This is a genomic window from Lentzea waywayandensis, from assembly GCF_900115955.1.
Taxonomy (GTDB): Bacteria; Actinomycetota; Actinomycetes; order Mycobacteriales; family Pseudonocardiaceae; genus Lentzea; species Lentzea waywayandensis.
Window position 1 is genome coordinate 133,371 of record NZ_FOYL01000011.1, and the last position, 23,234, is coordinate 156,604.

General features: G+C 70.5%; 21 protein-coding genes. 13 read left to right on the forward strand and 8 right to left on the reverse strand.

The window, feature by feature from the left end; all coding sequences use genetic code 11:
* Positions 1 to 10: 10 nt before the first annotated feature.
* On the forward strand, positions 11 to 556 hold the full coding sequence (locus tag BM417_RS34150) for a TetR/AcrR family transcriptional regulator (RefSeq protein ID WP_093603066.1): 546 nt from the start codon (positions 11 to 13) through the stop codon (positions 554 to 556).
* On the opposite strand, the gene BM417_RS34155 is transcribed toward BM417_RS34150, so the two are convergent.
* Together BM417_RS34155 and BM417_RS34160 are read right to left on the reverse strand one after the other, a co-directional pair.
* The gene (locus BM417_RS34155; protein ID WP_093603068.1) at positions 553 to 1,317 is read right to left on the reverse strand and encodes an alpha/beta fold hydrolase; all 765 of its coding nucleotides are present in this window, start codon (positions 1,315 to 1,317) and stop codon (positions 553 to 555) included. The genes BM417_RS34150 and BM417_RS34155 overlap by 4 nt on opposite strands.
* An 82-nt stretch (positions 1,318 to 1,399) precedes the next feature.
* Entirely contained in the window at positions 1,400 to 1,849 is a 450-nt protein-coding gene (locus BM417_RS34160) for a hypothetical protein (protein WP_093603070.1), read from the reverse strand.
* Between the two features lie 177 nt (positions 1,850 to 2,026).
* Between BM417_RS34160 and BM417_RS34165 the strand changes: the two genes are divergently transcribed.
* The gene (locus BM417_RS34165; protein WP_093603072.1) at positions 2,027 to 2,920 is read left to right on the forward strand and encodes a sulfite exporter TauE/SafE family protein; all 894 of its coding nucleotides are present in this window, start codon (positions 2,027 to 2,029) and stop codon (positions 2,918 to 2,920) included.
* On the opposite strand, the gene BM417_RS34170 is transcribed toward BM417_RS34165, so the two are convergent.
* Entirely contained in the window at positions 2,917 to 3,450 is a 534-nt protein-coding gene (locus BM417_RS34170) for a TetR/AcrR family transcriptional regulator (RefSeq protein ID WP_093603074.1), read from the reverse strand. The genes BM417_RS34165 and BM417_RS34170 overlap by 4 nt on opposite strands.
* An 86-nt stretch (positions 3,451 to 3,536) precedes the next feature.
* Here BM417_RS34170 and BM417_RS34175 point away from each other — a divergent pair, with 86 nt between their 5' ends.
* Complete coding sequence (locus tag BM417_RS34175; protein ID WP_093603076.1) at positions 3,537 to 4,742, forward strand: FAD-dependent monooxygenase; 1,206 nt, start codon at positions 3,537 to 3,539, stop codon at positions 4,740 to 4,742.
* Positions 4,743 to 4,751: 9 nt separating this feature from the next.
* Here the strand turns inward: BM417_RS34175 and BM417_RS34180 are convergent, their stop codons facing one another.
* Positions 4,752 to 6,410, reverse strand: coding sequence for a M14 family metallopeptidase (locus tag BM417_RS34180; protein ID WP_093603077.1), 1,659 nt, complete (start codon positions 6,408 to 6,410; stop codon positions 4,752 to 4,754).
* 145 nt (positions 6,411 to 6,555) lie between these two features.
* Here BM417_RS34180 and BM417_RS34185 point away from each other — a divergent pair, with 145 nt between their 5' ends.
* Both BM417_RS34185 and BM417_RS34190 read left to right on the forward strand, forming a co-directional pair.
* Positions 6,556 to 7,170: a DinB family protein gene (locus BM417_RS34185; protein ID WP_245822344.1), complete on the forward strand. Its 615-nt coding sequence runs from the start codon at positions 6,556 to 6,558 to the stop codon at positions 7,168 to 7,170.
* Positions 7,171 to 7,175: 5 nt separating this feature from the next.
* On the forward strand, positions 7,176 to 7,754 hold the full coding sequence (locus BM417_RS34190; protein ID WP_093603081.1) for a DinB family protein: 579 nt from the start codon (positions 7,176 to 7,178) through the stop codon (positions 7,752 to 7,754).
* A 58-nt stretch (positions 7,755 to 7,812) separates the two neighbouring features.
* On the opposite strand, the gene BM417_RS49950 is transcribed toward BM417_RS34190, so the two are convergent.
* Positions 7,813 to 8,898 carry an epoxide hydrolase family protein gene (locus tag BM417_RS49950; RefSeq protein WP_093603083.1) on the reverse strand — a complete coding sequence of 362 codons (1,086 nt, stop codon included), beginning with the start codon at positions 8,896 to 8,898 and terminating at the stop codon, positions 7,813 to 7,815.
* A 63-nt stretch (positions 8,899 to 8,961) separates the two neighbouring features.
* On the opposite strand from BM417_RS49950, the gene BM417_RS34200 reads away from it, so the two are divergent.
* The 3 genes from BM417_RS34200 to BM417_RS34210 all read left to right on the forward strand — a co-directional run bounded on the left by BM417_RS34200 (position 8,962) and on the right by BM417_RS34210 (position 11,020).
* The gene (locus BM417_RS34200) at positions 8,962 to 9,888 is read left to right on the forward strand and encodes a helix-turn-helix transcriptional regulator (RefSeq protein ID WP_093603401.1); all 927 of its coding nucleotides are present in this window, start codon (positions 8,962 to 8,964) and stop codon (positions 9,886 to 9,888) included.
* Positions 9,881 to 10,456 (forward strand): pyridoxamine 5'-phosphate oxidase family protein, encoded by a 576-nt coding sequence (locus BM417_RS34205; RefSeq protein ID WP_093603085.1) that lies wholly within the window; start codon positions 9,881 to 9,883, stop codon positions 10,454 to 10,456. Before BM417_RS34200 ends, BM417_RS34205 begins: the two co-directional genes overlap by 8 nt.
* 63 nt (positions 10,457 to 10,519) lie before the next feature.
* Positions 10,520 to 11,020: a pyridoxamine 5'-phosphate oxidase family protein gene (locus BM417_RS34210; RefSeq protein ID WP_093603405.1), complete on the forward strand. Its 501-nt coding sequence runs from the start codon at positions 10,520 to 10,522 to the stop codon at positions 11,018 to 11,020.
* Here the strand turns inward: BM417_RS34210 and BM417_RS34215 are convergent.
* Positions 10,997 to 12,283: a M20/M25/M40 family metallo-hydrolase gene (locus BM417_RS34215; RefSeq protein ID WP_093603403.1), complete on the reverse strand. Its 1,287-nt coding sequence runs from the start codon at positions 12,281 to 12,283 to the stop codon at positions 10,997 to 10,999. The genes BM417_RS34210 and BM417_RS34215 overlap by 24 nt on opposite strands.
* Positions 12,284 to 12,354: 71 nt before the next feature.
* Here BM417_RS34215 and BM417_RS34220 point away from each other — a divergent pair, with 71 nt between their 5' ends.
* Positions 12,355 to 13,791 carry a hypothetical protein gene (locus tag BM417_RS34220; protein ID WP_093603087.1) on the forward strand — a complete coding sequence of 479 codons (1,437 nt, stop codon included), beginning with the start codon at positions 12,355 to 12,357 and terminating at the stop codon, positions 13,789 to 13,791.
* On the opposite strand, the gene BM417_RS34225 is transcribed toward BM417_RS34220, so the two are convergent.
* Positions 13,792 to 14,619, reverse strand: a complete 828-nt coding sequence (locus BM417_RS34225) for a M55 family metallopeptidase (protein ID WP_093603089.1) — start codon at positions 14,617 to 14,619, stop codon at positions 13,792 to 13,794.
* A 125-nt stretch (positions 14,620 to 14,744) separates the two neighbouring features.
* Between BM417_RS34225 and BM417_RS34230 the strand changes: the two genes are divergently transcribed.
* The 4 genes from BM417_RS34230 to BM417_RS34245 are packed head-to-tail and all read left to right on the forward strand — an operon-like array spanning position 14,745 to position 19,770.
* Positions 14,745 to 16,421 carry an ABC transporter substrate-binding protein gene (locus BM417_RS34230; protein ID WP_245822345.1) on the forward strand — a complete coding sequence of 559 codons (1,677 nt, stop codon included), beginning with the start codon at positions 14,745 to 14,747 and terminating at the stop codon, positions 16,419 to 16,421.
* Positions 16,422 to 16,466: 45 nt separating this feature from the next.
* The gene (locus tag BM417_RS34235) at positions 16,467 to 17,372 is read left to right on the forward strand and encodes an ABC transporter permease (RefSeq protein ID WP_093603407.1); all 906 of its coding nucleotides are present in this window, start codon (positions 16,467 to 16,469) and stop codon (positions 17,370 to 17,372) included.
* A complete protein-coding gene (locus BM417_RS34240; RefSeq protein WP_093603091.1) occupies positions 17,369 to 18,241 on the forward strand; it encodes an ABC transporter permease in 873 nt (290 codons plus the stop codon). The genes BM417_RS34235 and BM417_RS34240 overlap by 4 nt, the downstream gene beginning before the upstream one ends.
* Complete coding sequence (locus BM417_RS34245) at positions 18,238 to 19,770, forward strand: ATP-binding cassette domain-containing protein (protein WP_093603093.1); 1,533 nt, start codon at positions 18,238 to 18,240, stop codon at positions 19,768 to 19,770. The genes BM417_RS34240 and BM417_RS34245 overlap by 4 nt, the downstream gene beginning before the upstream one ends.
* A gap of 684 nt (positions 19,771 to 20,454) precedes the next feature.
* Here BM417_RS34245 and BM417_RS34250 read toward each other — a convergent pair.
* On the reverse strand, positions 20,455 to 23,178 hold the full coding sequence (locus tag BM417_RS34250; RefSeq protein ID WP_093603095.1) for a BTAD domain-containing putative transcriptional regulator: 2,724 nt from the start codon (positions 23,176 to 23,178) through the stop codon (positions 20,455 to 20,457).
* Positions 23,179 to 23,234: the final 56 nt, after the last annotated feature.

A 23,234-nucleotide genomic window follows, 5' to 3' on the forward strand; every position in this document is an offset into this window, starting at 1 on the left:
GGACATCGTCTTGTCGGAGCGCAGGACCGGGATGCTCGAGGCCGCGGTGCGGGTGATCGCGCAGGACGGCGTGCGCGGGTTGCGCGTCGAGAAGCTCGCGGCCGAGGCCGGGGTGTCCACGGCGTTGATCTACTACCACTTCAAGGACCGCGCCGGGATCCTGCGGGCGGCGCTGGAGCACGTGAACGACCGGGCGCGGTCCTACACCGGCGGCACGGAGTCCGGTGATCCGCGCAGGCAGGTCGAGCAGATGCTCCTGGACGAGCTGCAGGACGACGCGCACGTGCGGGAGACGAGCGTCGCGTGGGGTGAGCTGCGGGCCAGTGCGGCGTTCCACGAGGAGCTGCGCGCGACGTTGCGCACGGCCACCGAGGCGTGGAACTCCGACGTGGAAGCCCTGCTGCGCCAGGCGGATCCCGGCCTCGACGCGGCGGCGGCCGCCGAACGGCTGACCGCACTGGTCGAGGGCCTGAGCGAGCGCTGGCACAGCGGCTCGCTGACCCTGGATCGCGCGCGGGAACTGCTCAGCGGCGCGATCGCCCGTGAGCTGGGCTAGACCGACAGCCGCTGCTGGGCGACGGCGCGGGCGAACCCCTCGACGTTGTCGATCATGATGTTGTGGCCGGTGTTCGGCACGGAGACGAGCTGGACACCGGACGCGGCGAGCTCGCGGCCGCCACTGGGCGGTGCGTCCTCGGGGTGCAGGAAGACGCGCGGGATCTCCAGTTCCAGCAACAACTTGCGCATGGTGGGCGAGGTGCCGCGGACGAGGTCGACGGCGCTGCGGTAGAGGGCTTCGCGGCCGGCCATGCGCATGGTGGCGGCCCAGTGCGGGCCGACGTCGCGCAGCACGCGGTCGAAGCCGTGGCTCAGGAAGTCCGCTTCCCCGTAGGCGGCGATGCCCCGGCTGCCGGGTGCGCCGAGCGAGGGCGTGTGCGGGTCGATGTGGGGGTCGACGAGCACGAGGGAGCGCACCATCTCGGGGTGGCGCGCGGCGAGCACGATGGCGACGGCGCCGCCCATGCTGTGGCCGATGATCTCGTTGCGGCGCAGCCCGATCTTGGCCAGTGCCACGGCGAGGGCGTCGGCGTGGCCTTCCAGTGAGTAGGCGAAGCCGCTGGGGCGGTCGCTGATGCCGAACCCGAGCAGGTCCATCATCAGGCTGCGGCGCCCGGCCAGCAGCGGGTGCGCGACGGCCTCGGCGTAGTAGGGAGCCGACGAGGCGCCCAGTCCGTGCAGGTAGACGCGTGCGGGCGAGGCGCCCGGCACTTCCACCCAGCGGATCCGGACCCCAGGTCTGATCTCGACGGCGCGCATGTCTCTCCCGGCGGTGTATCGGTGTCCGGACCCTACCCCGCGCTCAGCCGAGCCGAGAGCGGTTTCGAGAGTCCGTTCTCATCTAGTCAACGAGCCGCGCGGACACCACTGCGAGCAGCAGCGTCACGGCGGTGAAAACGAAGGTGTAGCCGAATCCTATGGCGGCGTGCAGGGGACGTGATCGCGCTCCCTCGCACAGGTGCAGCTGCCAGTACCCCGCGCCGAGGCCGAAGACCAGCCAGGGCAGGACGATCAACGCGGTCGCTGGCCCGTCCAGCAGGCCGCTGACCGCGAACGGTGTGACGGCGGTGAGCAGGCCGGTGCCGATGGCGATCGTCCACGGTCGTTCGGCTGGGTCACCGGAGACGCGTCCGGCGGCGGCCGCGACCGCCGCCGCGAGAACGGTGGCGCCGATCAGGACGAGGAGCAGCCAGGCGTCGTGCTCGCCGGTGAGCGGGACGAGTGCGATCGCGATCAGCAGTACGACGGCGACGGGTGTCAGCGGGAGCACCCAGGCGCGGCGAAGGGCCATCGCGTGATGTTCGTCCACTTGAGCGCCGGCCGACAGCGACCGAACGGCGGCTTTTAACCGCGTCGGGGCGAATTGGCAACCCCCTTGGCCACCAAGGGTTCCGGTATGTGGTCACCGTTGGTCGATCTTGCCCTGGTCCGGATCATGGCCTTGGACCCGACGGATTGGACGGCCGGCATGCGACAACTGATCCTCCTCGCGCTGGTGGGCCTCGGCGCGCAGCTCGTCGACGGCAGCCTCGGCATGGCGTACGGCGTGACCTCGACGACCCTGTTGCTCGCGATCGGCACCAACCCCGCCGCGGCGTCGGCGACGGTGCACCTGGCCGAGATCGGCACGACGCTGGCGTCGGGGTTCTCGCACTGGCGTTTCGGCAACGTGGACTGGAAGGTCGTCGCGAAGATCGGCATCCCGGGCGCGGTGGGCGCGTTCGCCGGGGCGACGTTCCTGTCGAGCCTGTCCACCGAGGTGGCCGCGCCGGTGATGTCGCTCGTGCTGCTGGCGCTGGGTCTGTACGTGCTGATCCGGTTCACCACGTTCGGGCTGCCGCGCACGAACCTGGGCAAGCCGCTGCGCAAGAGGTTCCTCGCCCCGCTGGGCCTGGTCGCCGGGTTCGTGGACTCGACCGGCGGCGGTGGCTGGGGGCCGGTCGGCACGCCCGCGATCCTCGCCAGCGGCCGGCTGGAGCCGCGCAAGACGATCGGGTCGATCGACACCAGCGAGTTCCTCGTCGCGGTGGCCGCGAGTGTGGGCTTCTTCGTGGGCATCGGCAACGAGGGCGTCAACTTCACGTGGGTGCTCGCGCTGCTGGCCGGTGGCCTGATCGCCGCGCCGATCGCGGCCTGGCTGGTGCGGCACATCCCGCCGCGCGTGCTGGGGTCGGCGGTCGGTGGCGTGATCATCCTGACCAACGTCCGCACGTTGCTGCGCAGCGACTGGATCGACGCGAGCGACGCGGTGAAGTGGCCGATCTACGGCCTGATCTACGTGGTGTGGGCCGCCGCGCTGGCCTACTCGGTCCAGCAGCACCGGGCGAACCGCGATGTGGAGCGTGCGACCGAGACGGTCTAGTCGATCCCCAGGGCGGCGCAGGCGGCCGTCACGGTCGCGGCGCGCAGCTCGTCGAACGGCGCGTCGGGGAACTGCATGGTGCAGTCCTGCATGCCGCCGAACGCCAGCACCGCCCTGGTCTGCTGTTCGAGCGTCGCGTCCGGCCCGAACACGAGGTGGGTGAGGCGGGCGCGCCAGGACAGCACGACGTCGATCAGGCCTAGCTCCGCGAGTGTGGTCAGCTCGGTGAGCAGCAGCATCATGTCCTTGCGGTGGCGGTGGTGGAAGTCGAAGAACCCCTCGACCAGTTCCAGCGGCGCTACCTCGGCGCGTTCCTCCATGCGCGCGAGGAACCCTTCACCGTCGTCGAGCAGGGGGCCGACGATGCTGCGGACGAGGTCTTCGCGTGAGGTGAAGTGGTAGTAGAGCGCGGGTTTGGTGATGCCGAGGCGGTCGGCGATCTCCTGCAGGCTGGTCTGCTGCACGCCCTGGGAGGCGAACAGCTCCCGCGCGGTCTGCAGGATCCTCTGCTTGGTGTCGGACTTGGCCACGCGCCGAATATTACTTAACGATCGGTAAGTCGCGGGTGTAGGCTCGCGGCAGTTCACTTACCGACCGTTAAGTAAGGAGGTTTGACGTGCGAGTTCTCGTTTCCGGGGCGAGTGTCGCCGGGCCGGTGCTGGCGTACTGGCTCACGCGGTACGGGCACGAGGTGACGGTGGTCGAACGGTCGCCGGTGCTGCGCAAGACCGGCGGGCACGCGGTGGACCTGTTCAAGCCGGCGATGGACATCTCCGAACGCATGGGGGTGCTGCCGCGCATCGAGGCGCTGGCGACCGGCACGACGCGGCTGACGTACCTGCGGGAGGGCACGCGCAAGCCGATCAGCGCCGACGTCACGAAGTTGTTCGCGGCCGCCTCTGACCGGCACGTGGAGGTCATGCGCGACGACCTGAGCGAGATCTACTACGACGCCACGCGCGCCGACGTCGAGTACGTGTTCGGCGACTCGATCACGTCCATCGGTGACGAGGTGGGCTTCGAGGCCGGTGCGCCGCGACGGTTCGACCTGGTCATCGGTGCGGACGGGCTGCATTCGAACGTGCGGCGCCTCGTGTTCGGGGAGGTCGACAAGACGTTCGTGGGCGCCTATCTGGCCGTGTTGTCCGTGCCGCGGGAGTTGGGTGTGCCGGGTGAGATGACCGGGCACATCGGGCCTGGGCGTACGGCGGCGGTGTACGGCGCACGGCACCTGGACGACGCACGCGCGGTGTTCCTGTTCCGCTCACCTGAGCTCTCCTACCACCACCGCGACGTGGCACGGCAGAAGGAACTGCTGCGCGAGGCGTTCGCGGGGCAGCATCGCGAGGTCGACTCGTGGCTGGAGCACCTGGACGGCGACGGGGCGTTCTACTTCGACTCGATCACGCAGCTGCGCGAGGACACGTGGACGCGCGGGCGGGTGGCGCTGGTCGGCGACGCGGCCTACTGCCCCGGTCCGGCGATCGGCGGCAGCACGAGTCTGGCGGTGCTGGGCGCGTACGTGCTGGCGGGCGAGCTGGCCTCGGGATCGGATCATGAGGCGGCGTTCGCGCGGTACGAGAACGAGATGCGCGACATCGTGCACCGCAGCAGGGCGTTCGCGCTCGGTGTGGCGAAGACGCTGATCCCGGCCACCCGGCTGGGTGTGTGGGCGCTCGCGAGAGGCGCGCAGCTGCTGACGTCGTTGCCGTCGTGGGTGGTGCGGCCGGTGGCGAAGCTGAACTCGAAGGGCGTGCGGATGCACGACTCGATGCGTGTGAAGGACTACGAGCGTCAGGGCGCCGGCGTACCGGCGCCCTGACTCACCGAACTAGAACTGCAGGCTCCACTTGTCGAGGAACCCGGTGTCCTGGTTGGCGTTGTCGTTGACCCGCAGCTGCCAGGTGCCGTTGGCGACCTCGCTGGAGGCGTTGACGGTGTAGGTGGTGTTGATGTTGTCCGTGCCGCCGCCGGAGCGGTTGTGCAGGACGTAGACGGTGCCGTCCGGAGCCACCAGGTCCACCTTCAGGTCGCCCTGGTAGGTGTGCTTGATGTCCACCGCGACCTTGAGGGTCGACGGCGCGTTGCCGGTCACCTCGGCCACCGTGATCGGGGAGTTGATGGTGGTGTTGTCCCTGATCTGGAAGTCCGCGGCGTTCTCGAAGAACTTGCCGGGGTTGGGCGGGGTGACGCCGCAGTACTGCGCTTCCTTGCCGATGGCCTCGTACGGGCAGTCGGCGCGTTCGAGCAGCTGCAGCACGGCCTCCTTGTTGCGGGAGGTCTGCGCCGGGATCACCTCGTCGGGCGGGTAGAAGCCGCCACCCCCGGCACTACCGGGGTACATCTCGAAGGTGTAGGCGAAGATGCCCTGCGTGCCCCACAGCCAGTCGGGGATCGACCCGTCGGTGATGTACAGGTCGCTGGACTGCTCGGGCGTGTAGTTGTTGCTGGCCGCCATCTGCTGGCCGATGGTGGCGAACGTGTCGCGCTGGTCCTGGGTCAGGCCGGGCGCGACGTCGTCGTAGGTCCAGCCCCACGGCCACAGGATGAGCTCGCTGTAGGTGTGGAAGTCGATGGACGCGCCGATCTGCTGCTTGCCACCGACGTTGCGGCCACGCACGAAGTCGGACACGACCTTCACCTCGGGCGCGGACTCCGCGCTCGGCCCGCGGTAGGTGTCGGAACCGGTGCTGCCGCTGGAACCGCCGCAGCAGCCCCACTTGTAGCCCCAGTTGCGGTTGAGGTCGGTGCCGACGTTGGCCGAGCCGGCGTTGGGCTGCCGGTTCTTGCGCCAGGACCGGTAGCTGCCGGTCGCGATGTCGTACTCGCCGCCGTCGGGGTTGACGTCCGGGATGATCCAAATCTCGCGGGTGTCCACGAGGCCCTTGATGCGCGCGTCCGACGCGTACTGGGTCGTGAACTGGTTGATCAGGTACAGCGCCATCTCGACGGTGAGGTGCTCACGGGCGTGCTGGTGGTGCGTGAACAGCACCTCCGGCTCGTTCTCGTCGACGCCGACGTTGTCGCTGATCTTGAGGGCGACGATGTCGCGGTTCTCGTAGGACTTGCCGATGACCTGCTTGCTGATCAGGTTCGGGTACGCCGCGACGGCGTTGTTGATCTCCGTCGTCATCTCGGCGTAGTTGTGGTAGTTCGAGTCCGCCGCGGGGAAGTCGAACGGGCCGATGTCCGCGTTCGCCTCCATCCGCTTGGGCAGCTCGGTGACCTCGAACCCCTGTGCCTTCAGGTTCTTCGCCTCGCGCGCGGTCGCGGTGATCACGACGATGCCGTGTTCCTCGACCGAGTCGATCGCGGCACCGGACTTGGCGAGCTTGCTGCGCTGTTCAGCGTTGCGGACGTTGCTGACCTGGTAGTTCGTCGTCGTTTCCGCGGCGTCGGGGGCCGCGCCGGTGGGCACGCCTCCCATGGCGAACACGACGCTCGCGGCGACGGTGACCCCGATCAGGGGTCTGAGATGGCTCTTTCGCATGCAGGGCAACCCTTTCGTACCACGGCAGGGACATGGCTTCGCAATGTGTAGTGCGTGTGAAGGCACGCTGTCATCCCGCCATCCGTATGGGGTTGCCTGGTGGGACGGGTGGATCACCTGGATGCGCGGGTGCTCAGAACTGTCGGTGCCGTCTGAGACGCTGCGGGGTGTGGACGAGAAGGCATTGCTGCACCGGTATCTGACCGCGGCGCGCGAGGCGTTGCTGTGGAAGCTCGAGGGCTTGTCGGAGTACGACGCGCGGCGGCCGTTGACGCCGACGGGCACGAACCTGCTGGGGCTGGTGAAGCACGCGGCCGGGGTGGAGCTCAACTACTTCGGGCGCGTGTTCGACCGGCCGTTCCCCGATCCGCCGCGGTGGTCGACGGCGGAGGCCTTACCGGCTTCGGACATGTTCGCCGACGCCGGCGAGTCGCGGGAGTCGGTCGCCGGCTTCTACGGGCGGGTGCGGGAGTTCGCGGACGCGACGATCGCGGCGCTGCCGCTGGACGCGCCGGGCCGGGTGTCGTGGTGGTCGGAGGGGCGGCGTGAGGTGACGTTGCGGCAGGTCCTGGTGCAGGTGTCGATCGAGTTGCACCGGCACGCCGGGCACGCGGACGTGGTGCGGGAGCTGATCGACGGCGCGACGGGCATGCAGGACGGCAACACCAACATGCCGGCGGTGGACGCCGGCTGGTGGGCCGGGCACCACGCCAGGCTGGAGGAAATCGCCGCCACCGCCGACGCGACTCTGCGAGGGTGAGGGGCATGGCCTCTGACCCGAAAGCCGACCTGCACCGTTATCTGAAGGTCGCCCGCGAGGCGTTGCTGTGGAAGCTCGAGGGCCTGTCGGAGTACGACGTGCGCCGCCCGTTGACGCCGACGGGCACGAACCTGCTGGGCCTGGTCAAGCACCTGGCCGGGGTCGAGGCGGGCTATTTCGGCGACTGCCTGGGCCGCCCGTTCCCCGAGAAGCTGCCCTTCGACGTCGATGCCGATCCGAACTCGGACATGTTCGCCACGGCGGAGGAGTCGCGTGAGGACGTGCTGGGGTTGTTCGCGCGGGCGACGGCCTTCGCCGACACCAGCATCGAGGAACTGCCGCTGGACGCGCCCGGTGTGGTGCCGTGGTGGCCGGAGGAGCGCAAGTACGTGACGCTGCACCTGCTGCTCGTCCACCAGATCGCCGAGGCGAACCGGCACGCCGGGCACGCGGACATCCTGCGCGAGGGGCTCGACGGGGTCGCCGGGCTGCGGGCGAACAACTCGAACCTGCCGGAGCAGGACTGGCAGGCCCACTGGGACCGGGTGGAGCTGGAAGCGCGCAAGGCCTCGGGCCAAGCGTGATCGTGCGTGCCGGGGACACACCCCCAGGAGCGTCCCCGGCACACGCACGCCGGCGCGGTCAGTGGAACTCGGCCTGCTGGTAGGCGGAGAAGTACTTGCGGACGTCGGCGACGTAGAGGTCGGGCACCTCGCTGGCTGGGAAGTGGCCGCCGCGGTCGTACTCGGTCCAGTGCTCGGCCTCGTGGTTCGGGTCGAGCAGCGAGCGGATGCCGTTGTCTGCGGCGAAGGTCGCGAAGCCGGTGGGCGCGGTCGCGGTCGCCCAGGTGCCGGGCGCGTTCATCGATTCGTAGACGAACTCGGCCGAGGTGGCTCCGGTGCCGGTGAACCAGTAGATCGACGCGGCGGTGAGCAGCACGTCGCGGTGCACCTGCGTGCTCCAGGCGTGGAACTTCTCGAAGATCCACGCCAGCAGGCCGGCCGGCGAGTCGGTCAGGGAGAAGCCGATCGTCCAGGGCTTGGTGGACATGAGCTGCAGGTATCCCAGGCCGGTGGCGACGGCGTCGTTGAACCGTCCGGCTCGTCTGAGTTCGACGCCGGTCAGGCCGTCGAGCGGGAGCGGGCCGCCGAACGGGTGGGAGCTGGGGCCGTTGACGTGCAGCGCGGCCACGGCCGGGGTCAGCCGGCTCATGGCGCCGGCGATGCCCGCGCCGACGTCGCCTGACTGGATGCCGTAGCGGGCGTAGCCCAGGGAGTCCATCAGGGTGACGAACGCGGCGGCGGTGCGGGAGACGTCCCAGGCGCCGGTGACCGGGGTGGAGAAGCCGAAGCCGGGGATGGACGGTACGACGACGTGGTGGTCGCGGGCGAGTTCGGCGGTCACGGCGGCGAAGTCGGCGAACGTCGTGGGCCAGCCGTGGATGAGCAGCAGCGGCAGGGCGTCTTCGCGGGGGCCGCGGACGTGGACGAAGTGGATCGGCTGGCCGTCGATCTCGGTGACGAACTGCGGCAGGGCGTTGAGGCGGGCCTCGGTGGCGCGCCAGTCGAAGCCGTCGGCCCAGTAGGCGGCCAGGTCCCGCAGTTCGGCGACGGGGACGCCCCTGCTCCAGCCGCCGGTGCCGGACTGGGCGGGCCAGCGCGTCGTGGTGAGGCGGTGGCGCAGGTCGGCGAGGTCGGCTTCGGGGATGTCCACGCGGAATGGGTTCATGGGTGCCACGCTAGGAACGATTGCGGAACGGTTCGTTCCTCGATCGGAGCGAGGATGGTGCGCATGCTGGAGACGTCGGCACGGTTGCTGAAACTGCTGTCGTTGTTGCAGGCCTCGCGCGACTGGAGGGGTCCGGATCTGGCCGAGCGGCTCGGTGTGACGACGCGGACCGTGCGCAACGACGTGGAGCGGCTGCGCAACCTGGGCTATCCGGTGCACGCGACGTCCGGTGTGGCGGGCGGGTACCGGTTGGGTGCGGGGGCGACGCTGCCGCCGTTGCTGCTCGATGACGACGAGGCGGTGGCGGTCGCGCTGAGTCTGAGCACGCAGGACTCCGAGACCGCGGAGCGGGCGCTCAAGAAGCTGGAGCAGGTGCTGCCGAGCAGGCTCAGACACCGGGTCGGCGCGTTGCAGGAGTACACGGTCGGCACGGCCGCGGAGCTCGACCCCGCGGTGACGGTGCAGATCGTCAACGCCTGCCGGGCTCGGGAGCGGCTGCGGTTCGACTACGTGAAGTTCGACGGCGAGCAGGATCGCCGTGAGGTGGAGCCGTATCGGCTCGTGCATCTGCGCGGCCGCTGGTACCTGGTCGGATGGGACGTCGGCAGGCAGGACTGGCGGACGTTCCGGGCCGACCGGGTGCGTCCGCGCGTGCCGAACGGCCCGAGGTTCACCCCGCGTGACCTGCCGGATCTGGAGGCCCATCTGGCGAAGGGGCTGGCGACGGCGGCGTGGCGGTTCCGGGCGACGGTGACCGTCCACGCGCCGGCCGAGCAGGTGGCGGCGAAGGTCCCGGCGGCGCTGGTGGAGGCGACGGGCGAGTCGTCGTGCCGGTTGACGGCCGGGGCGGACACGGTCGAGATGCTGGCCGTGTACCTGGGCATGCTGGGGTGCGGGTTCTCCGTCGACGGGCCGCCGGAGCTCGTTCACCACCTGGGAAAGGTGGCTGACAGGTTCCGCGAGGCGATCGATACTGCTTCGCATGGGTAAGGAATACGAGCGGATCGAGCCGCGGCTGTGGGAGTTCATCGAGAGCCAGAAGGTGTTCTTCGTGGCGAGCGCGCCGCTGGCGGGTGACGGGCACATCAACCTCTCGCCCAAGGGCCGGCAGGGGACGCTGCGGATCCTCGACGACCGCACGGTCGCCTACCTCGACTTCGGCGGCAGCCACGCCGAGACGATCGCGCATCTGCGGGAGAACGGCCGCGTCACGCTGATGTGGTGCGCGTTCGAGGGGCCGCCGAACATCGTGCGGATCCACGGCCGGGGTGAGCCGGTGTTCCGCGACGACCCGCGCTTCGCGGAGCTGGTCGCGGGCTTCGGGGAGGCGGACGGGCCGGCGCTGCGGGCGGTGGTCGTGGTGACGGCCGAGCTGATCAGCGACACCTGCGGGTTCGCGGTGCCGTTCATGGACTACCGCTCGGAGCGGGACCTGCACGCGGACTACTTCGGCCGCAAGAGCGACGACGAGTTCCGCGAGTACACGAACAAGAAGCCCTACAACATCGCGTCCATCGACGGCCTGCCCGCGATGGAGCTGCCGCTGCCACCCCGCTAGCGGAAATCTGCGGCCACGATGTCGAGAACGTCGTCACGGCTGCGTCCCCGGGGCATGACGACGATGACGCGGAGCGAGATCACCGAGGTTCTGAACCGGCCGCACAGCAAGGAGCTGCTGCACCGCGACATGCTGCGGATGGCGTACGTGGCCAAGGACGGCACGCCGCGCGCGATTCCGATCGCGCACACCTGGAACGGCGAGCACCTCGTGCTGTGCACCTCGACGAACGCGCCGAAGCTGCACGCGCTGCGGGCGAACCCGGTGGTGGCGCTGACGATCGACACCGAGGTGCACCCGCCGAAGATCCTGCTGATCCGCGGCACCGTCGAGCTCGACGAGGTCGACGGCATCCCGCAGGAGTACCTGCAGATGAACGGCAGCTACGACATGTCGCCGGAGCAGCGGGTGGAGTGGGAGCGCGAGGTGCGGTCGCTCTACGACGGCATGGTGCGGATCGTGGTGACGCCGACGTGGGCGAAGCTGATCGACTTCGAGACGACGCTGCCCAGCGCGGTGCAGGAGCTCATCGAGCAGCGGTCAGCTCGACAGGAACCGGTCTAGGACGCGCACCCCGAACTCCAGGCCGGCGACGGGCACGCGTTCGTCGACGCCGTGTGCCATCGCGCGGTAGTCGAAGCCCACGGGCAGTTGTAGCGGCGAGAAGCCGTAGCAGTGGATGCCCAGCTGGCTGAACGCCTTGGCGTCGGTGCCGCCGCCCAGGCAGTACGGCACGACGGCCGCGGCGGGGTCCTCGTCGCGCAGGGCGTCGGCCATGGCGGTGAACCACGCCGTGTCGACGGGTGCCTCGACGGGCGGCTGGTCCTCGAGGACCTCGCGGGTCACGCCGGGCGAGAGCAGCGAGTCGATGGTGGCGGCGAGCTCGTCGACGGTGCCGGGCAGCGTGCGGACGTCGAGCTGCGCGGTGGCGGTGCCGGGGATGACGTTGACCTTGTAGCCGGCCTGCAGCATCGTCGGCGTGGCCGAGCAGCGCACGGTGTTCTCGGCCAGCTTGGCGGCGGGGCCGAGGCGGGTCAGCGTGCCGTCGACGTCGTCCAGGTCGACCTCCACTCCCAACGCCTTGCCGGCGCCCACGAGGAACGCCTCGACGGTCGGCGTCAGCCGCACGGGGTGTTCGAACGCCGCGATCCGCGCCAGTGACGTGACCAGCGCGGTCACCGCGTTCTGGTCGTTGCGCCGCGACCCGTGCCCGGCGCGGCCGGTGGCGGTGAGCTTCATGTGCGACGTGCCGCGCTCGGCGGTGCCGATCGGGTACAGCCGCACGCCGTCGACGTCGTAGGAGAACGCGCCGGACTCGCTGATCGCGGCCTCGACACCGGCGAAGTGGGCGGCGTGGTGCTCCACGAGCCAATGCGCCCCATAGGCGCCCTGGTCTTCCTCGTCGGCCACGAACGCCAGCACCACGTCACGGCGCGGACGGCGCCCTTCGGTGTGCCAGCGGTGGATCACGGCCAGCGTCATGGCGGCCATGTCCTTCATGTCCACCGCGCCCCGGCCGTGCACGAACCCGTCGCGGATCTCGCCTGCGAACGGGTCGAAGCTCCACTCGGCGGAATCGGCGGGCACGACGTCGAGGTGCGACTGGACCAGCACGGCGGGCAGCGACGGGTCGGTGCCGTGGATGCGCGCGAGGACGTTGGTGCGCCGCGGTGCCGGTTCGAGCAACGTGGGCGGCGCGCCGTTGTCGTGCAGGATCGCCGCGACGTGCTCGGCGGCCTCGCGCTCACCCGCGCAGTCCCCGCCACCGCGGTTGGTCGTGTCGAACCGGATGAGCTGCGCGCACAGCTGCGCCACGTCCAGCGTCATGAACGCCACCGTATCCGCCGCCCTGGTGTGGAAATGTCACGGGCCTGTGCCGATCGCGATGGGGGACACCGATGCACCTGCAGATGGCCCTGGAGGGGCTCGCGCTCAACCCGGCGCTGCCCGAGGGCATGATCCGCCGCCTGATCGCGCACCGCCAGGGGCCGGACGAGATCGGGAAGCGGCCGGACCTCACGGCCGGGCTGATCGACGAGATGATCGCCGCGGACCGGCCCCGGCTGCTGCGCTCGCTGGCGCTCAACGACGGCCTGCCAGACTCGTTCCGGCTCCGGCTGGCACGCCATCCCGACGTCTCCGTGCGGGCCAGGGTCGCGATGAGCTGCGATCAGGGCACCTCGCGCGAGGTGTTCGAGCTGCTGCTGGCCGACCCCGAGCCGACGACCCGCGAGTACCTCGCCGGGAACGCCGCCATGCCGGACGACCTGCGGGCACGTCTGGCGACCGACCCGAGCGACAAGGTCCGGGAGGCGCTGGCCCGCCATTGGCCGGCCGCACCCGAGCACGTGCGGCGCACCTTGCTGACCGACGTGGAAGACGAGGTCCGCGAGGCCGCGTGCTCGGACCACCACCCCCGTCTGCCTCGCCCGGTGCCACCGCCCGACCTGATCCCCGCCCTACTCGCCGATCCGGTCACCAGGGTCGGAGTGATCCGGCACCTCACCCTCGACGAGCCGACGGCGCGCCGGCTCTCCCAGGACCCCGACGCGGACGTACGGGTGGAGGTGGCCAAACACCCGCAACTGCCGTCCGAACTGCGCGACGCGCTCAGCACGGATCCGAACGCACTGGTCAGGCTCGCGGTCTTCGGGCGGGAGGACACCCCCGCACCGCTGCGGTCGGCCATCCACGCACAGCTCCTCACCGGGCCCCACTCGCTGGGCTTCGGCGGCGAGGACGGAGCGCGGATCGAACGGATGCTGGTGCTCGGTGAGCTGCAGATGCTGCGCCTGGACTGGGTGTGCGCCGACCCGTTGCCGCACGTCGACTCCCCGTACCCCTGTTTCCGCGTCTCGGCGGCTTCCAGCGAGCAGCCACTGCCCCCGGAGGTGGTCGCCCGGCTGCTCGCCGACGACGAGTACGACGTCCGCTCGACGATGGCCCGGCGCGCCCCGCATCTGGTGGACGCGGTGACGGCGGAGCGCATCGACCGCGAGTTCAGTCCCTCGAGCGCGAAGTTCACCCCGTGGCGGCCGGCGGACGAGCTGACGTTTCCCGCGGAGGTGTTGCGCCGGTTCGCCACCGACCCCGACCCGCGGATGCGGTGCCTGGCGCCGCGCGACCCGGATCTGCCCGCCGGGATCGCCACGCGGCTGGCCGCCGATCCTGACGCCGAGGTGCGGTACGCGGTCGCCGGGCACCGCAACCTGCCCGTGGAGGCGCTGATCGCGTTGCTCGACGACGTGGACGAGCGGACCGTGCACGCGGCGGCGGCCTCACCGCGGCTGCCCGAGGCGCGGATGGAACGGCTGCTCGTTCTCGCCGGCCTGTGATCAGCCGTAGACGTCCTCGATCGCCGCGCCCGCGATGTGGGTGACGACCTTGAACGCCTTCATCGCCTCGGTCATGGACACCGCGTCGAACCCGACGCGGCGCACCCCGATCAGGTCCACGGTCGGCACGACGGCGGCGGCCTCGGCCAGATGCGAGGCGTCGAACTCGACCTCGACGTGGTGCGGCGCCACGACAGCGTCCGAACGCCCGGCCGAGGCCATCGCGGCGGTGGCCGCTTCTGTGATCTGTGAAGAAGTCACCGCCGGTGGCAGGCACACGGCCGCATACCGCGACACGCACTCCTTGACCGCCACCGTCCACGCCGGAGCCGCGTAGGACGCGGCGTCCTCACAAGTCAGGTCGTCACCGGTCACGAGCAGCACGGGAACGCCGTACTCGGCTGCCAGCGCGGCGTTGAGACGTCCTTCGGAGGCGAGGACGCCGTCGAGCCACACGCCGGTGATGGAGTTCTCCATGTAGGTGTGCGCGAGCACGCCGCGGGAGCCGGCACCGGTGTGGTAGCCGAGAAAAACCACTCCGTCCACATCGGAGTCGATACCTTGCATCATCGACAGCGGCTTGTGCCGGCCGGTGAGCATCCGCGCCGACTCGTGGAGGTCTTCGAGCAGGAGGTTGCGTTGCGAGGAATGCGCCTCGTTGACGACCACCTGCTGTGCCCCGCCCGCGACCAGGCCGCTGACGCAGGCGTTGACGTCTGCTGTGAACAGGCGCCGGAACCGTTGCCACTGCTCGGTACCAGGGGTGACGTCCCCGGTCCAGGTGACTCCGGTGGCGCCTTCCATGTCCGCCGAGATCATGATCCGCACATCTCGGTAAGTTAGCGGTGGGCTGCTGGGGAAGAGGGGTTTTCGTGCGGGTGAAGTTGTGCGCGTTGCTTGCAATAGCAACGACAGTGGGGCTTTCGGCACCACCTGCGACAGCGCAGGCGCCAGTGATTCTGAAGGTCGCGATCGTGCAGCAGATCGACTCGATGAACCCGTTCCTCGCGGTGTTCCAGTCGAGCACCGAGATCGGCCGGTTGATGTACGACTACCTGACCGCCTACACGGCGGCCGACCAGACGGTGACCGAGGGCCTGGCGAACAAGTGGGAGCCCTCGCCCGACAAGCTCACCTGGACCTTCACGGTCCCCGAGGGCAAGAAGTGGTCCGACGGCGAGCCGATCACCGCGCGCGACGTCGCGTTCACCTACAACCTGATGCTGTCCGACTCGGTCGCCAGGACCGCGAACGGCAGCTTCGTCACCAACTTCCAGGACGTCACCGCGCCCGACGACCGCACCGTCGTCATCCGGACCAAGACGCCGCAGGTGACGATGCTGGCGCTGGACGTCCCGATCGTGCCCAAGCACGTGTGGGAGAAGGTCTCGGGCATCAAGGACTACGCCAACGACCAGATGCCCGTCGTGGGCTCCGGTCCGTTCGTGCTGACCGAGCACGTGGCGGGGCAGTTCATCAAGCTCAAGGCCAACAAGAACTACTGGCGCGGCGCGGCGAAGTTCGACGAGCTGCACTTCGTGTACTTCCAGAACTCCGACGCCGCGGTGCAGGCGCTGGGCAAGGGCGAGGTCGACCTGGTCAACCGGATGGCGCCGGCCCAGTTCGACTCGCTCGACGGCAAGGCCGGGGTGACCCGCAACAAGGCGCAGGGCCGCCGCTTCACCGAGCTGATGATCAACCCCGGCGCGCAGACGCGCACCGGTGAGCCGATCGGTGACGGCAACCCGGCGTTGAAGGACGTGCGGGTGCGGCGGGCGATCGCGCAGGCCGTCGACCTCGACGCCCTCGTTCAGCGGGTGAATCTCGGTTACGCGGAGAAGGGCTCTGGCCTGGTGCCGCCGGTGTTCGGCAAGTGGCACTGGCAGCCGACTGAACAAGAGCAGCGCAGGTTCGACCCGGCGGCGGCGAACGCGGCGCTCGACGCGGCGGGGTTCCCGCGCAAGGCCGACGGCACCCGTTTCCCGCTCCGGCTCATCGGACGGGCCGGGCGGGCGTATGACGAGCAGGCCTCCGAGTACCTCAAGCGGTCGATGGGCGAGATCGGCATTCCGCTGGACGTGCGGCTGGTGTCGGACAACCAGCTCAACGAGGCGACCACCGCCGCGACCTACGACCTGGCGTTCTCCGGCTGGGCGACGAACATCGACCCGGACTTCATCCTGAGCCTGCACACCTGCGCGCAACGGCCGGGCGCGGACGGCAAGGGCGGCACGACCGACGCCTACTTCTGCGACGAGACCTACGACAAGCTCTACGCCCAGCAGCTCTCGGAGTTCGACGAGGGCAAGCGCGTGGAGATCGTCAAGCAGATGCAGGCCCGTTTCTACGACCAGGTGCCCGCGGTGATCCTGTCGTACGAGAACGCGCTGGAGGGCTACCGCTCGGATCACTTCGCGACGTTCACGACGCAGCCCGCGCAGGGCGGCGTGATCATGGCGCAGAACGGCATGTGGGGCTACTACGGCGCCGAACCGGCCGGCCGGGCGGTGCAGGCCCAGGGCAGCAGGTGGGTCGGGCTGGCGCTGGGTGGCGCGGTGATCGCCGTGCTGGTGGCGGTGGTGGTCGTGATGGCCCGGCGGCGCAACGCCACGGCAGGGGAGCGCGAGTAGGTGCGTCTGGCCGGTCGGTTCGGTGGTGCGGCGCTCAGCCTGGTGATGGTGGCGGTGCTGGGTTTCTTCCTGTTCCGGGTGGTGCCCGGCGACCCCGTGGTCTCCATGACGCGCGGCCGTCCGACCACGGCGGCGATGCAGGCCGAACTGCGCGCGCAGTTCGGCCTGGACCGCCCGCTGCCCGAGCAGTTCTGGAACTACTTCACCTCGCTGCTGCAGGGCGATCTGGGGACGTCGTTCACGTTCCGCCGGCCGGTCGCCGATGTGATCCTCGAACGCCTCGGGCCGACGTTGCTGCTGGTCGGCACGGCGACGTTGATCGCGGTGGGGCTGGGGCTGTGGCTCGGGGTGCGGGCGGCGTGGCGTCGTGACTCGGGCTTCGACCGGGTCACGACGGGGGTGTCGCTGACGTTGTGGGCGGTGCCGACGTTCTGGCTCGGCATGCTGCTGATGATGGTGACCGGGGATCTGTTCCCGTCGCGGGGCATGCGCGACACGGACACGGCGCCGGACTTCGTGTCGCAGGCGCTCGACGTCGGCCATCACCTGGTGCTGCCGTCGGTCACGCTGGTCGCGGTGGTGTGCGCGGAGTACATGCTGGTGATGCGGTCGTCGTTGCTGGAGGAGATGCACGCCCCCTATCTGACGACGGCCCGTGCGAAGGGTCTGCGTGACGATGTGGTGCGGCGCCGTCATGCCGTGCCGAACGCGGTGCTGCCGGCGATCACGCTGGTGTTCCTGCGGTTCGGGCTGGTGGTGGCAGGGGCGATCACGACGGAGACGGTGTTCTCCTGGCCGGGTCTGGGGTTGTTGTTCTACGACGCGCTGACCGGGCCCGATTACCTGTTGCTGCAGGGGTTGCTGGTGGTGACGGCGGGCGCGGTCGTGGTGATGAACCTGCTCGCCGACCTGCTGCACGGGGTCCTGGATCCGCGGGTGAAGGTCGTATGAGGGGAGTCGGCGCGGTGGGCGGTTTCCTGGCGGGCAGGGTGGACCGGGGCGGGTTTCTGGCACAGCGCGCCGGGGTGGCCGGTGCGGCGGTGCTGGCCGTGGCCGCGCTGATCGCCCTGCTCGCGCCGCTGCTGATCCCCGCCGACGCCCTCGACGTCACCCGCGTGACCGACGGCGCGTGGCAGCCACCGGGGCCCGGGCACTGGCTGGGTACCGACCACACCGGACGCTCGGTGGCGTTGCTGATGGCGCAGGGCACGGGGACGTCGTTGTTCGTCGGGCTGACGGCGGCGGTGCTCGCGGTCGGCATCGGCACGCTCGTGGGGATCCTGAGCGGTCACTTCGGCGGCCTGCTGGCGGGCGCGTTGCTGCGGGTCACGGACTTCTTCCTGGTGTTGCCGGCGCTGGTGCTGGCGATCGCGTTGTCGACGGTGCTGCCGCGCGGCCTGGGCACGATCATCCTGGCGATCGGGCTGACGAGCTGGCCGTCGACGGCGCGGATGGTGCGGGCGCAGACGCTGACGATCGAGGCCCGACCGTTCGTGGAACGCGCACGGGCCCTGGGCGGCGGCCACACGCACGTGATCGGACGGCACGTGCTGCCGTCGGTGGTGCCGTTGGTGCTGGTCAACGCGACGCTGGCGGTGGCGTCGGCGATCGTGGCGGAGTCGACGCTGGCGTTTCTGGGGCTGGGTGATCCGACGCGGATCTCGTGGGGCGCGATGCTGCACCAGGCGCAGCTGCACGGGGCGGTGCCGCAGCGCGCGTGGTGGTTCCTGCTGCCGCCGGGTCTCGCGATCGTGGTGGTGGTGCTGGCGTTCACGCTCGTCGGGCGCGCCCTCGAAGCCGTCGTGACGCCGAAGAGGTGAACCCCTTGCTGGAGTTGAAGAACCTCACCGTCCACTACGGACCGAAGTGCGTCGTCAACGACGTGAACCTCGCCCTGGCTCCCGGTCAGACGCTGGGTCTGGCGGGTGAGTCGGGGTCGGGCAAGTCGACGGTGGCGATGTCGGTGCTGCGGCTGCTGCCCAAGTCGGCGAGCGTGACCGGCGAGATCCTGCTCGACGGCGACGACGTGGCGACGATGTCGTGGGGCCGGTTGCGGGCGGTGCGGTGGGCGGCGGCGTCGATCGTGTTCCAGGGCGCGATGCACTCGCTCAACCCGGTACAGCGCGTCGGTGACCAGATCGCCGAACCCATGCGCCTGCACGGCGTCGAAGGCAACGCGCTCGACCTGGTGGAGCAGGTCGAACTGCCCCGGGACAAGGCGCGGGCGTATCCGCACGAGCTCTCCGGCGGGCAGAGGCAACGGGTCATGATCGCGATGGCGCTGGCGTGCGGGCCACGGCTGGTCGTCGCGGACGAGCCGACCACCGCGCTCGACGTCGTGGTCCAGGCCCAGGTGCTGGCGCTGATGACACGGCTGGTCCGCGAGCAGGACCTCGGGTTGCTGATGATCAGCCACGACCTGTCGGTGCTGGCCGAGACGTGCGACGACCTCGCGGTGATGCACCGCGGCGCGCTGGTCGAACGCGGCCGCACCCGTGAGGTGATCGCGAACCCCCGGCACCCGCACACCGCGGCGCTGACGGCGGCGTTCCCGGTGATCGGCGACCCGGCGCACCGCTGGGCCGAGCCCGCGCCGGAGCCGGAGCCGTTGCTGCAGGTGCGGGATCTGGTCGTGGACTACGGCCGGACGCGCGCGGTCGACGGGGTGGACCTGACGATCGGGCGGGGCGAGATCGTGGCGCTGGTCGGGCAGTCCGGATCCGGCAAAACGACACTGGCTCGTACCATAATGGGTCTGCGAAAGCCGTCCTCCGGTCGGGTGATCTTCGACGGCGCCGAGGTGGCCCGCAACGGCAAGGCGCTCAAGGCCTTCCGGCGCCAGGTCCAGCTTGTGCTTCAAGATCCTTCCAGCGCCCTCAACCCGCGTCACAGGATCGTCGACGCGGTGGCGGAGGGACTGCGGGTGCACGGCATTCCCGGCGATGAGGAATCCCTGGTCACGGCCGCTGTGGAACGGGCAGAGCTGCGTCCGGCGAGCCTGTATCTGCAGGCGCTTCCGCACGAGCTGTCCGGGGGTCAGCAGCAGCGCGTGGTGATCGCCGGAGCGCTGGTGCTGGAGCCCCGCCTGCTGGTGGCCGACGAGCCCGTCGCGTCCCTGGACGCCTCGGTGCGCGGGGAGATCGTGGCGCTGCTGCTCCGGTTGCGCCGGGAACTGGGCCTTGCTTCATTGATCATCACGCACGACCTAGGGCTGGCGTGGCAGATCGCCGACCGGGTCGCGGTGATGCATCAGGGGAAAATCGTGGAACAAGGCTCAGCCGAAGAAGTCCTGCTCACCCCGTCTCACGACTACACGCGTGCGTTGCTGCGCGCGGTGCCGCAGGTCTGAGAGTGATCCCGATCGAACACGCCCGGTATCGGGCCTCGCTGACGCCTGCCGAGATCGGGCGGGGCGGGGCCGACGGCTGGGTGGACGTCGACGAGGTGCCGACGCTGGCGCGGCTGGCGTGGCACGACCTGGGCTGCCCGCCCGGTGTCCTGGGCGAGCTCGCGCAGGCCAGCGAACCCGGTCACGTGCGGGAGCTGTGCCGGATCCTGGCCTCGACCTCGCGTGCCGACACCGCCGCCGTGTGGCGCTACCTGGCCGCGGACTGGGAACGCACCGGCGAACGCTCCGACGGCAGGCAGCGGTTCCTGCTGGACCGGGCGATGCGCGGTGAGGGCGTGAACTGGAGCGACTACTCCGCTCTGATGGGCATCGGCCGCCCCGAGGAGGTCGACGCGGCGTTCGACCGCGGCGAGGACATGGTCGGTGTCGCGGTGATCGGCCTGGCCATGTCCTACCCGGACCCGTTGGTCGCCTTACAGCGGGTCGCTCGCGCACTGGACCACAACCGCATCGAGGTCCGCCGGCAGGGCGCGACGGCGCTGGCGCACGTGGCCCGGATTCACGGGGTGGTGTCGCGGGAGTGCCTGGAGGTGCTGCGCCGGCACCCGGACGAGGTGGCCGAGGACGACCTGTGGACGTTCGTCGAGCATCGCAGGCTGCCGGCGTGGTTGTGGTGGCGGCGGCTCAGGGCACGGCCAGGGCGGCGAGTTCCGCGCGGACGGCGGTCTCGGTTACGAGGTTGCGCTGTACCACGGCCCGGCGCAGTGCCTCCTCGAAGTGCCGGCGGGCCTTCCCGGGATCGCCTTCGGCCTTCGCGACGCGGCCGCGTTCCACGGCGATGTGGCAGCGCATCTGGTCGGGCCCGTACCAGCCGCCGGGGCAGCGTTCCCACGCCTGGTCGCACTCCAGGTAGGCGGCCGCGTAGTCACCGGTGACGCGGGCGAGCTCGGCCAGGCCCAGATGGGCACCCGCCTGCACCACGAGCGCTCCGGCACGCCGCGACAGGGCCAGCGCCAGGAGGAAGTCGGTTCGCGCGCCGTCGAGGTCGCCGGTGAGCAGGGTGGCCTGGGCGCGGGCGATGACGGCTTCGGCGGTGTCCTCGGTGGCGCCGAGCTCGTCGAGCAGGCCGCGGCCGCGTTCGATGTGGATCAGGGCGTTCGCGGCGTCGCCCTGATCGAGGGCGATCTCGCCGAGCTGGTTGAACGCGAGTGCCGCGCCCCACCGGTCACCGACCCGCGTGAACGCCGCCGCGGCTCGTTGCAGCAGCTCCGCGCCTGTCACCGGGTCGCCGCCCATGCGTGCCACGAGACCGTCGCCGACCAGCGCGAGGGCCGCGCTCCACGGGTCCTGGCCGAGCAGCCGGTTGCGGCGGTGCCACACCTGCGAGTCGTCCTCGGGCGCGCCGAGCGCCATGCCCCACATCATCGTCATGATCGGGTAGCGCGGCGGGTCGACGAGCCGTTCCATCAACGCGTCGGCCTGCCGGATGCGGGCGCTCTGGTCACCGGTCGCGACCGGCCACGCGATCAGCAGGCACAGCGCGTACTCCTGCTCACGGCCTGGCGGCGGGCTCTCGCCGCACGCGTGCAGCACGGCGTCGGCCTGCTGGGCGGCCTCGGTGCGCAGCCCGCGGAACCAGTAGTAGGTGGCGAGCGCGGCGACGAGTTCCAGCGCGAGCCCGAGGTCGTGGGCGGTGGCCCAGGTGACGGCGGCGACGAGGTTGTCGTGGTCGGCGGCAAGCCGGGCGAGCCACTGGATCTGCTCGTGGGAGCGCAGGTGCGGTTCGGCCTGCTGGGCGCGGTGCAGGAACCACCGCGCGTGCTCGCGGCCGAGGTCCGGGGCGTGGGTGGCGCAGAACGCGCGGATGGTGTCGAGCATGCGAAACCGGTCGTCGGCGACTTCGACGAGTGACTTGTCCACCAACGAGGTCAGAGTGTCTACATCGGACTGGCACACGGCGGTGGCGGTGTCGAGGCCCGCGCCGCCGCTGAACACGGTGAAGCGGGCGGCGAGGTCGCGTTCGGCGTCGGTGAGCAGGTCCCAGCTCCACTCCACGACGGCGTGCAGCGTGCGGTGGCGGGGCGCGGCGGTGCGGCTGCCCTTGGACAGCAACCGGAACCGGTCGTCGAGCCGGGCCGCGATCTCGTCCAGGGGCAGCGACCGGACGCGGGCGGCGGCGAGCTCGATGGCGAGCGCGATCCCGTCCAGCCGCCGGCACACCTCGGCGATGACGTCCTGATCGGCGTGGAAACCCGGCCTGACCGCCTGCGCCCGGTCCAGGAACAGGCGGGTGGCGGCCTCGTCGTCCAGCGCGGCGACCGGGCTCAGCGTCTCGCCGGTGATGCCGAGCGGCTCCCGGCTGGTCGCGAGCACCCGCACGTCCGGGCAGGCGGCGAGGATGCCGCCGAGCACGCGGGCGGCGTCGTCGATGACGTGTTCGCAGTTGTCCACGACCAGCACGACGTCGCGCGCCGCCAACGCCGCCCGCAACCGGTCCTCGACGCTGAGCGGCTCGGCCGACAGCAGCCCGGCCTCACGGATCCCGAGCCCGTCGAGCAGCGCACGGGCCACGTCGGCGGTGGCGCTGAGGTCGACGAACGCCACCTCGCCCGGTTCACGATGCGCGACCTCGACGGCCAGCCGCGTCTTGCCCGTGCCGCCGGGACCGATCAGCGTGACCAATCGGTTGTCGCGCAACCACTTCGACACGCGCCGCAGGTCCTCGTCGCGGCCGACGAAGCTGGTCAGCTGCGCAGGCACACCCCGATGCGGCGCCTGCGCCCGCAGCACCTCCAGATGCGCGGCCTCGAGCACGGGGGAGGGATCGACACCGAGCTCCTCGGCCAGCAGCGCCCGGCCCTGCGCGAACACCTCCAGGGCCTCGGTCTGACGGCCGTCACGGTGCAGCGACCGCATCAACGCCGCCCGCACGTCCTCCCGCAACGGATACTCCGCGACCAGGTCGTGCAGCTGTCTCGTAGTCCCGCCCGCCAGCGCGCACTCGATGAACATCTCGGTCAGGTTGTGCCGTGCCGGCTGCACGAACGGTGCGTCGACATCGGCCAGCGCGGGCCCACGCCACAACGCCAGCGCGTCCGCCGCACGTCCGGCCCGCAGCAGCTCGACGCACCACAGGTGATCGGCATCGGAGGACTCGGCGACGAGCCGGTAGCCCGCCGGGTGGTGCTCGACCACCAGCCCCGGCACGCTCCGCCGCAGCCGCGACACCTGCGACTGCAGCGCGTTGACCGCACCGGCGGGCGGCTCGGGGTACAGGCCGCCGATCAGCTGCTCGTGCCCCACGATCCGCCCGGCGTGCAGCACGAGCATCGCCAGCAACGCGCGCTGACGTGGCGCCGCGACCTCCACGCCGTCGACGAGCACCGGACCGAGCACCCTGAACCTCACAGGACCGGATTCTTCCCGAGTCCCCAGATCCACGAGACCGGAACCCACCGGCCCGT

Bases quoted from the DNA above. Each gene is read 5' to 3' on its own strand.
- BM417_RS34210 (WP_093603405.1), top strand. From the start codon at position 10,520: ATGACGCGGAGCGAGATCACCGAGGTTCTGAACCGGCCGCACAGCAAG.
- BM417_RS34220 (WP_093603087.1), top strand. From the start codon at position 12,355: ATGCACCTGCAGATGGCCCTGGAGGGGCTCGCGCTCAACCCGGCGCTG.
- BM417_RS34180 (WP_093603077.1), bottom strand. From the start codon at position 6,410: ATGCGAAAGAGCCATCTCAGACCCCTGATCGGGGTCACCGTCGCCGCG.
- BM417_RS34155 (WP_093603068.1), bottom strand. From the start codon at position 1,317: ATGCGCGCCGTCGAGATCAGACCTGGGGTCCGGATCCGCTGGGTGGAA.
- BM417_RS34160 (WP_093603070.1), bottom strand. From the start codon at position 1,849: ATGGCCCTTCGCCGCGCCTGGGTGCTCCCGCTGACACCCGTCGCCGTC.
- BM417_RS34165 (WP_093603072.1), top strand. From the start codon at position 2,027: ATGCGACAACTGATCCTCCTCGCGCTGGTGGGCCTCGGCGCGCAGCTC.
- BM417_RS34235 (WP_093603407.1), top strand. From the start codon at position 16,467: ATGGTGGCGGTGCTGGGTTTCTTCCTGTTCCGGGTGGTGCCCGGCGAC.
- BM417_RS34190 (WP_093603081.1), top strand. From the start codon at position 7,176: ATGGCCTCTGACCCGAAAGCCGACCTGCACCGTTATCTGAAGGTCGCC.
- BM417_RS34200 (WP_093603401.1), top strand. From the start codon at position 8,962: ATGCTGGAGACGTCGGCACGGTTGCTGAAACTGCTGTCGTTGTTGCAG.
- BM417_RS34215 (WP_093603403.1), bottom strand. From the start codon at position 12,283: ATGACGCTGGACGTGGCGCAGCTGTGCGCGCAGCTCATCCGGTTCGAC.
- BM417_RS49950 (WP_093603083.1), bottom strand. From the start codon at position 8,898: ATGAACCCATTCCGCGTGGACATCCCCGAAGCCGACCTCGCCGACCTG.
- BM417_RS34205 (WP_093603085.1), top strand. From the start codon at position 9,881: ATGGGTAAGGAATACGAGCGGATCGAGCCGCGGCTGTGGGAGTTCATC.
- BM417_RS34240 (WP_093603091.1), top strand. From the start codon at position 17,369: ATGAGGGGAGTCGGCGCGGTGGGCGGTTTCCTGGCGGGCAGGGTGGAC.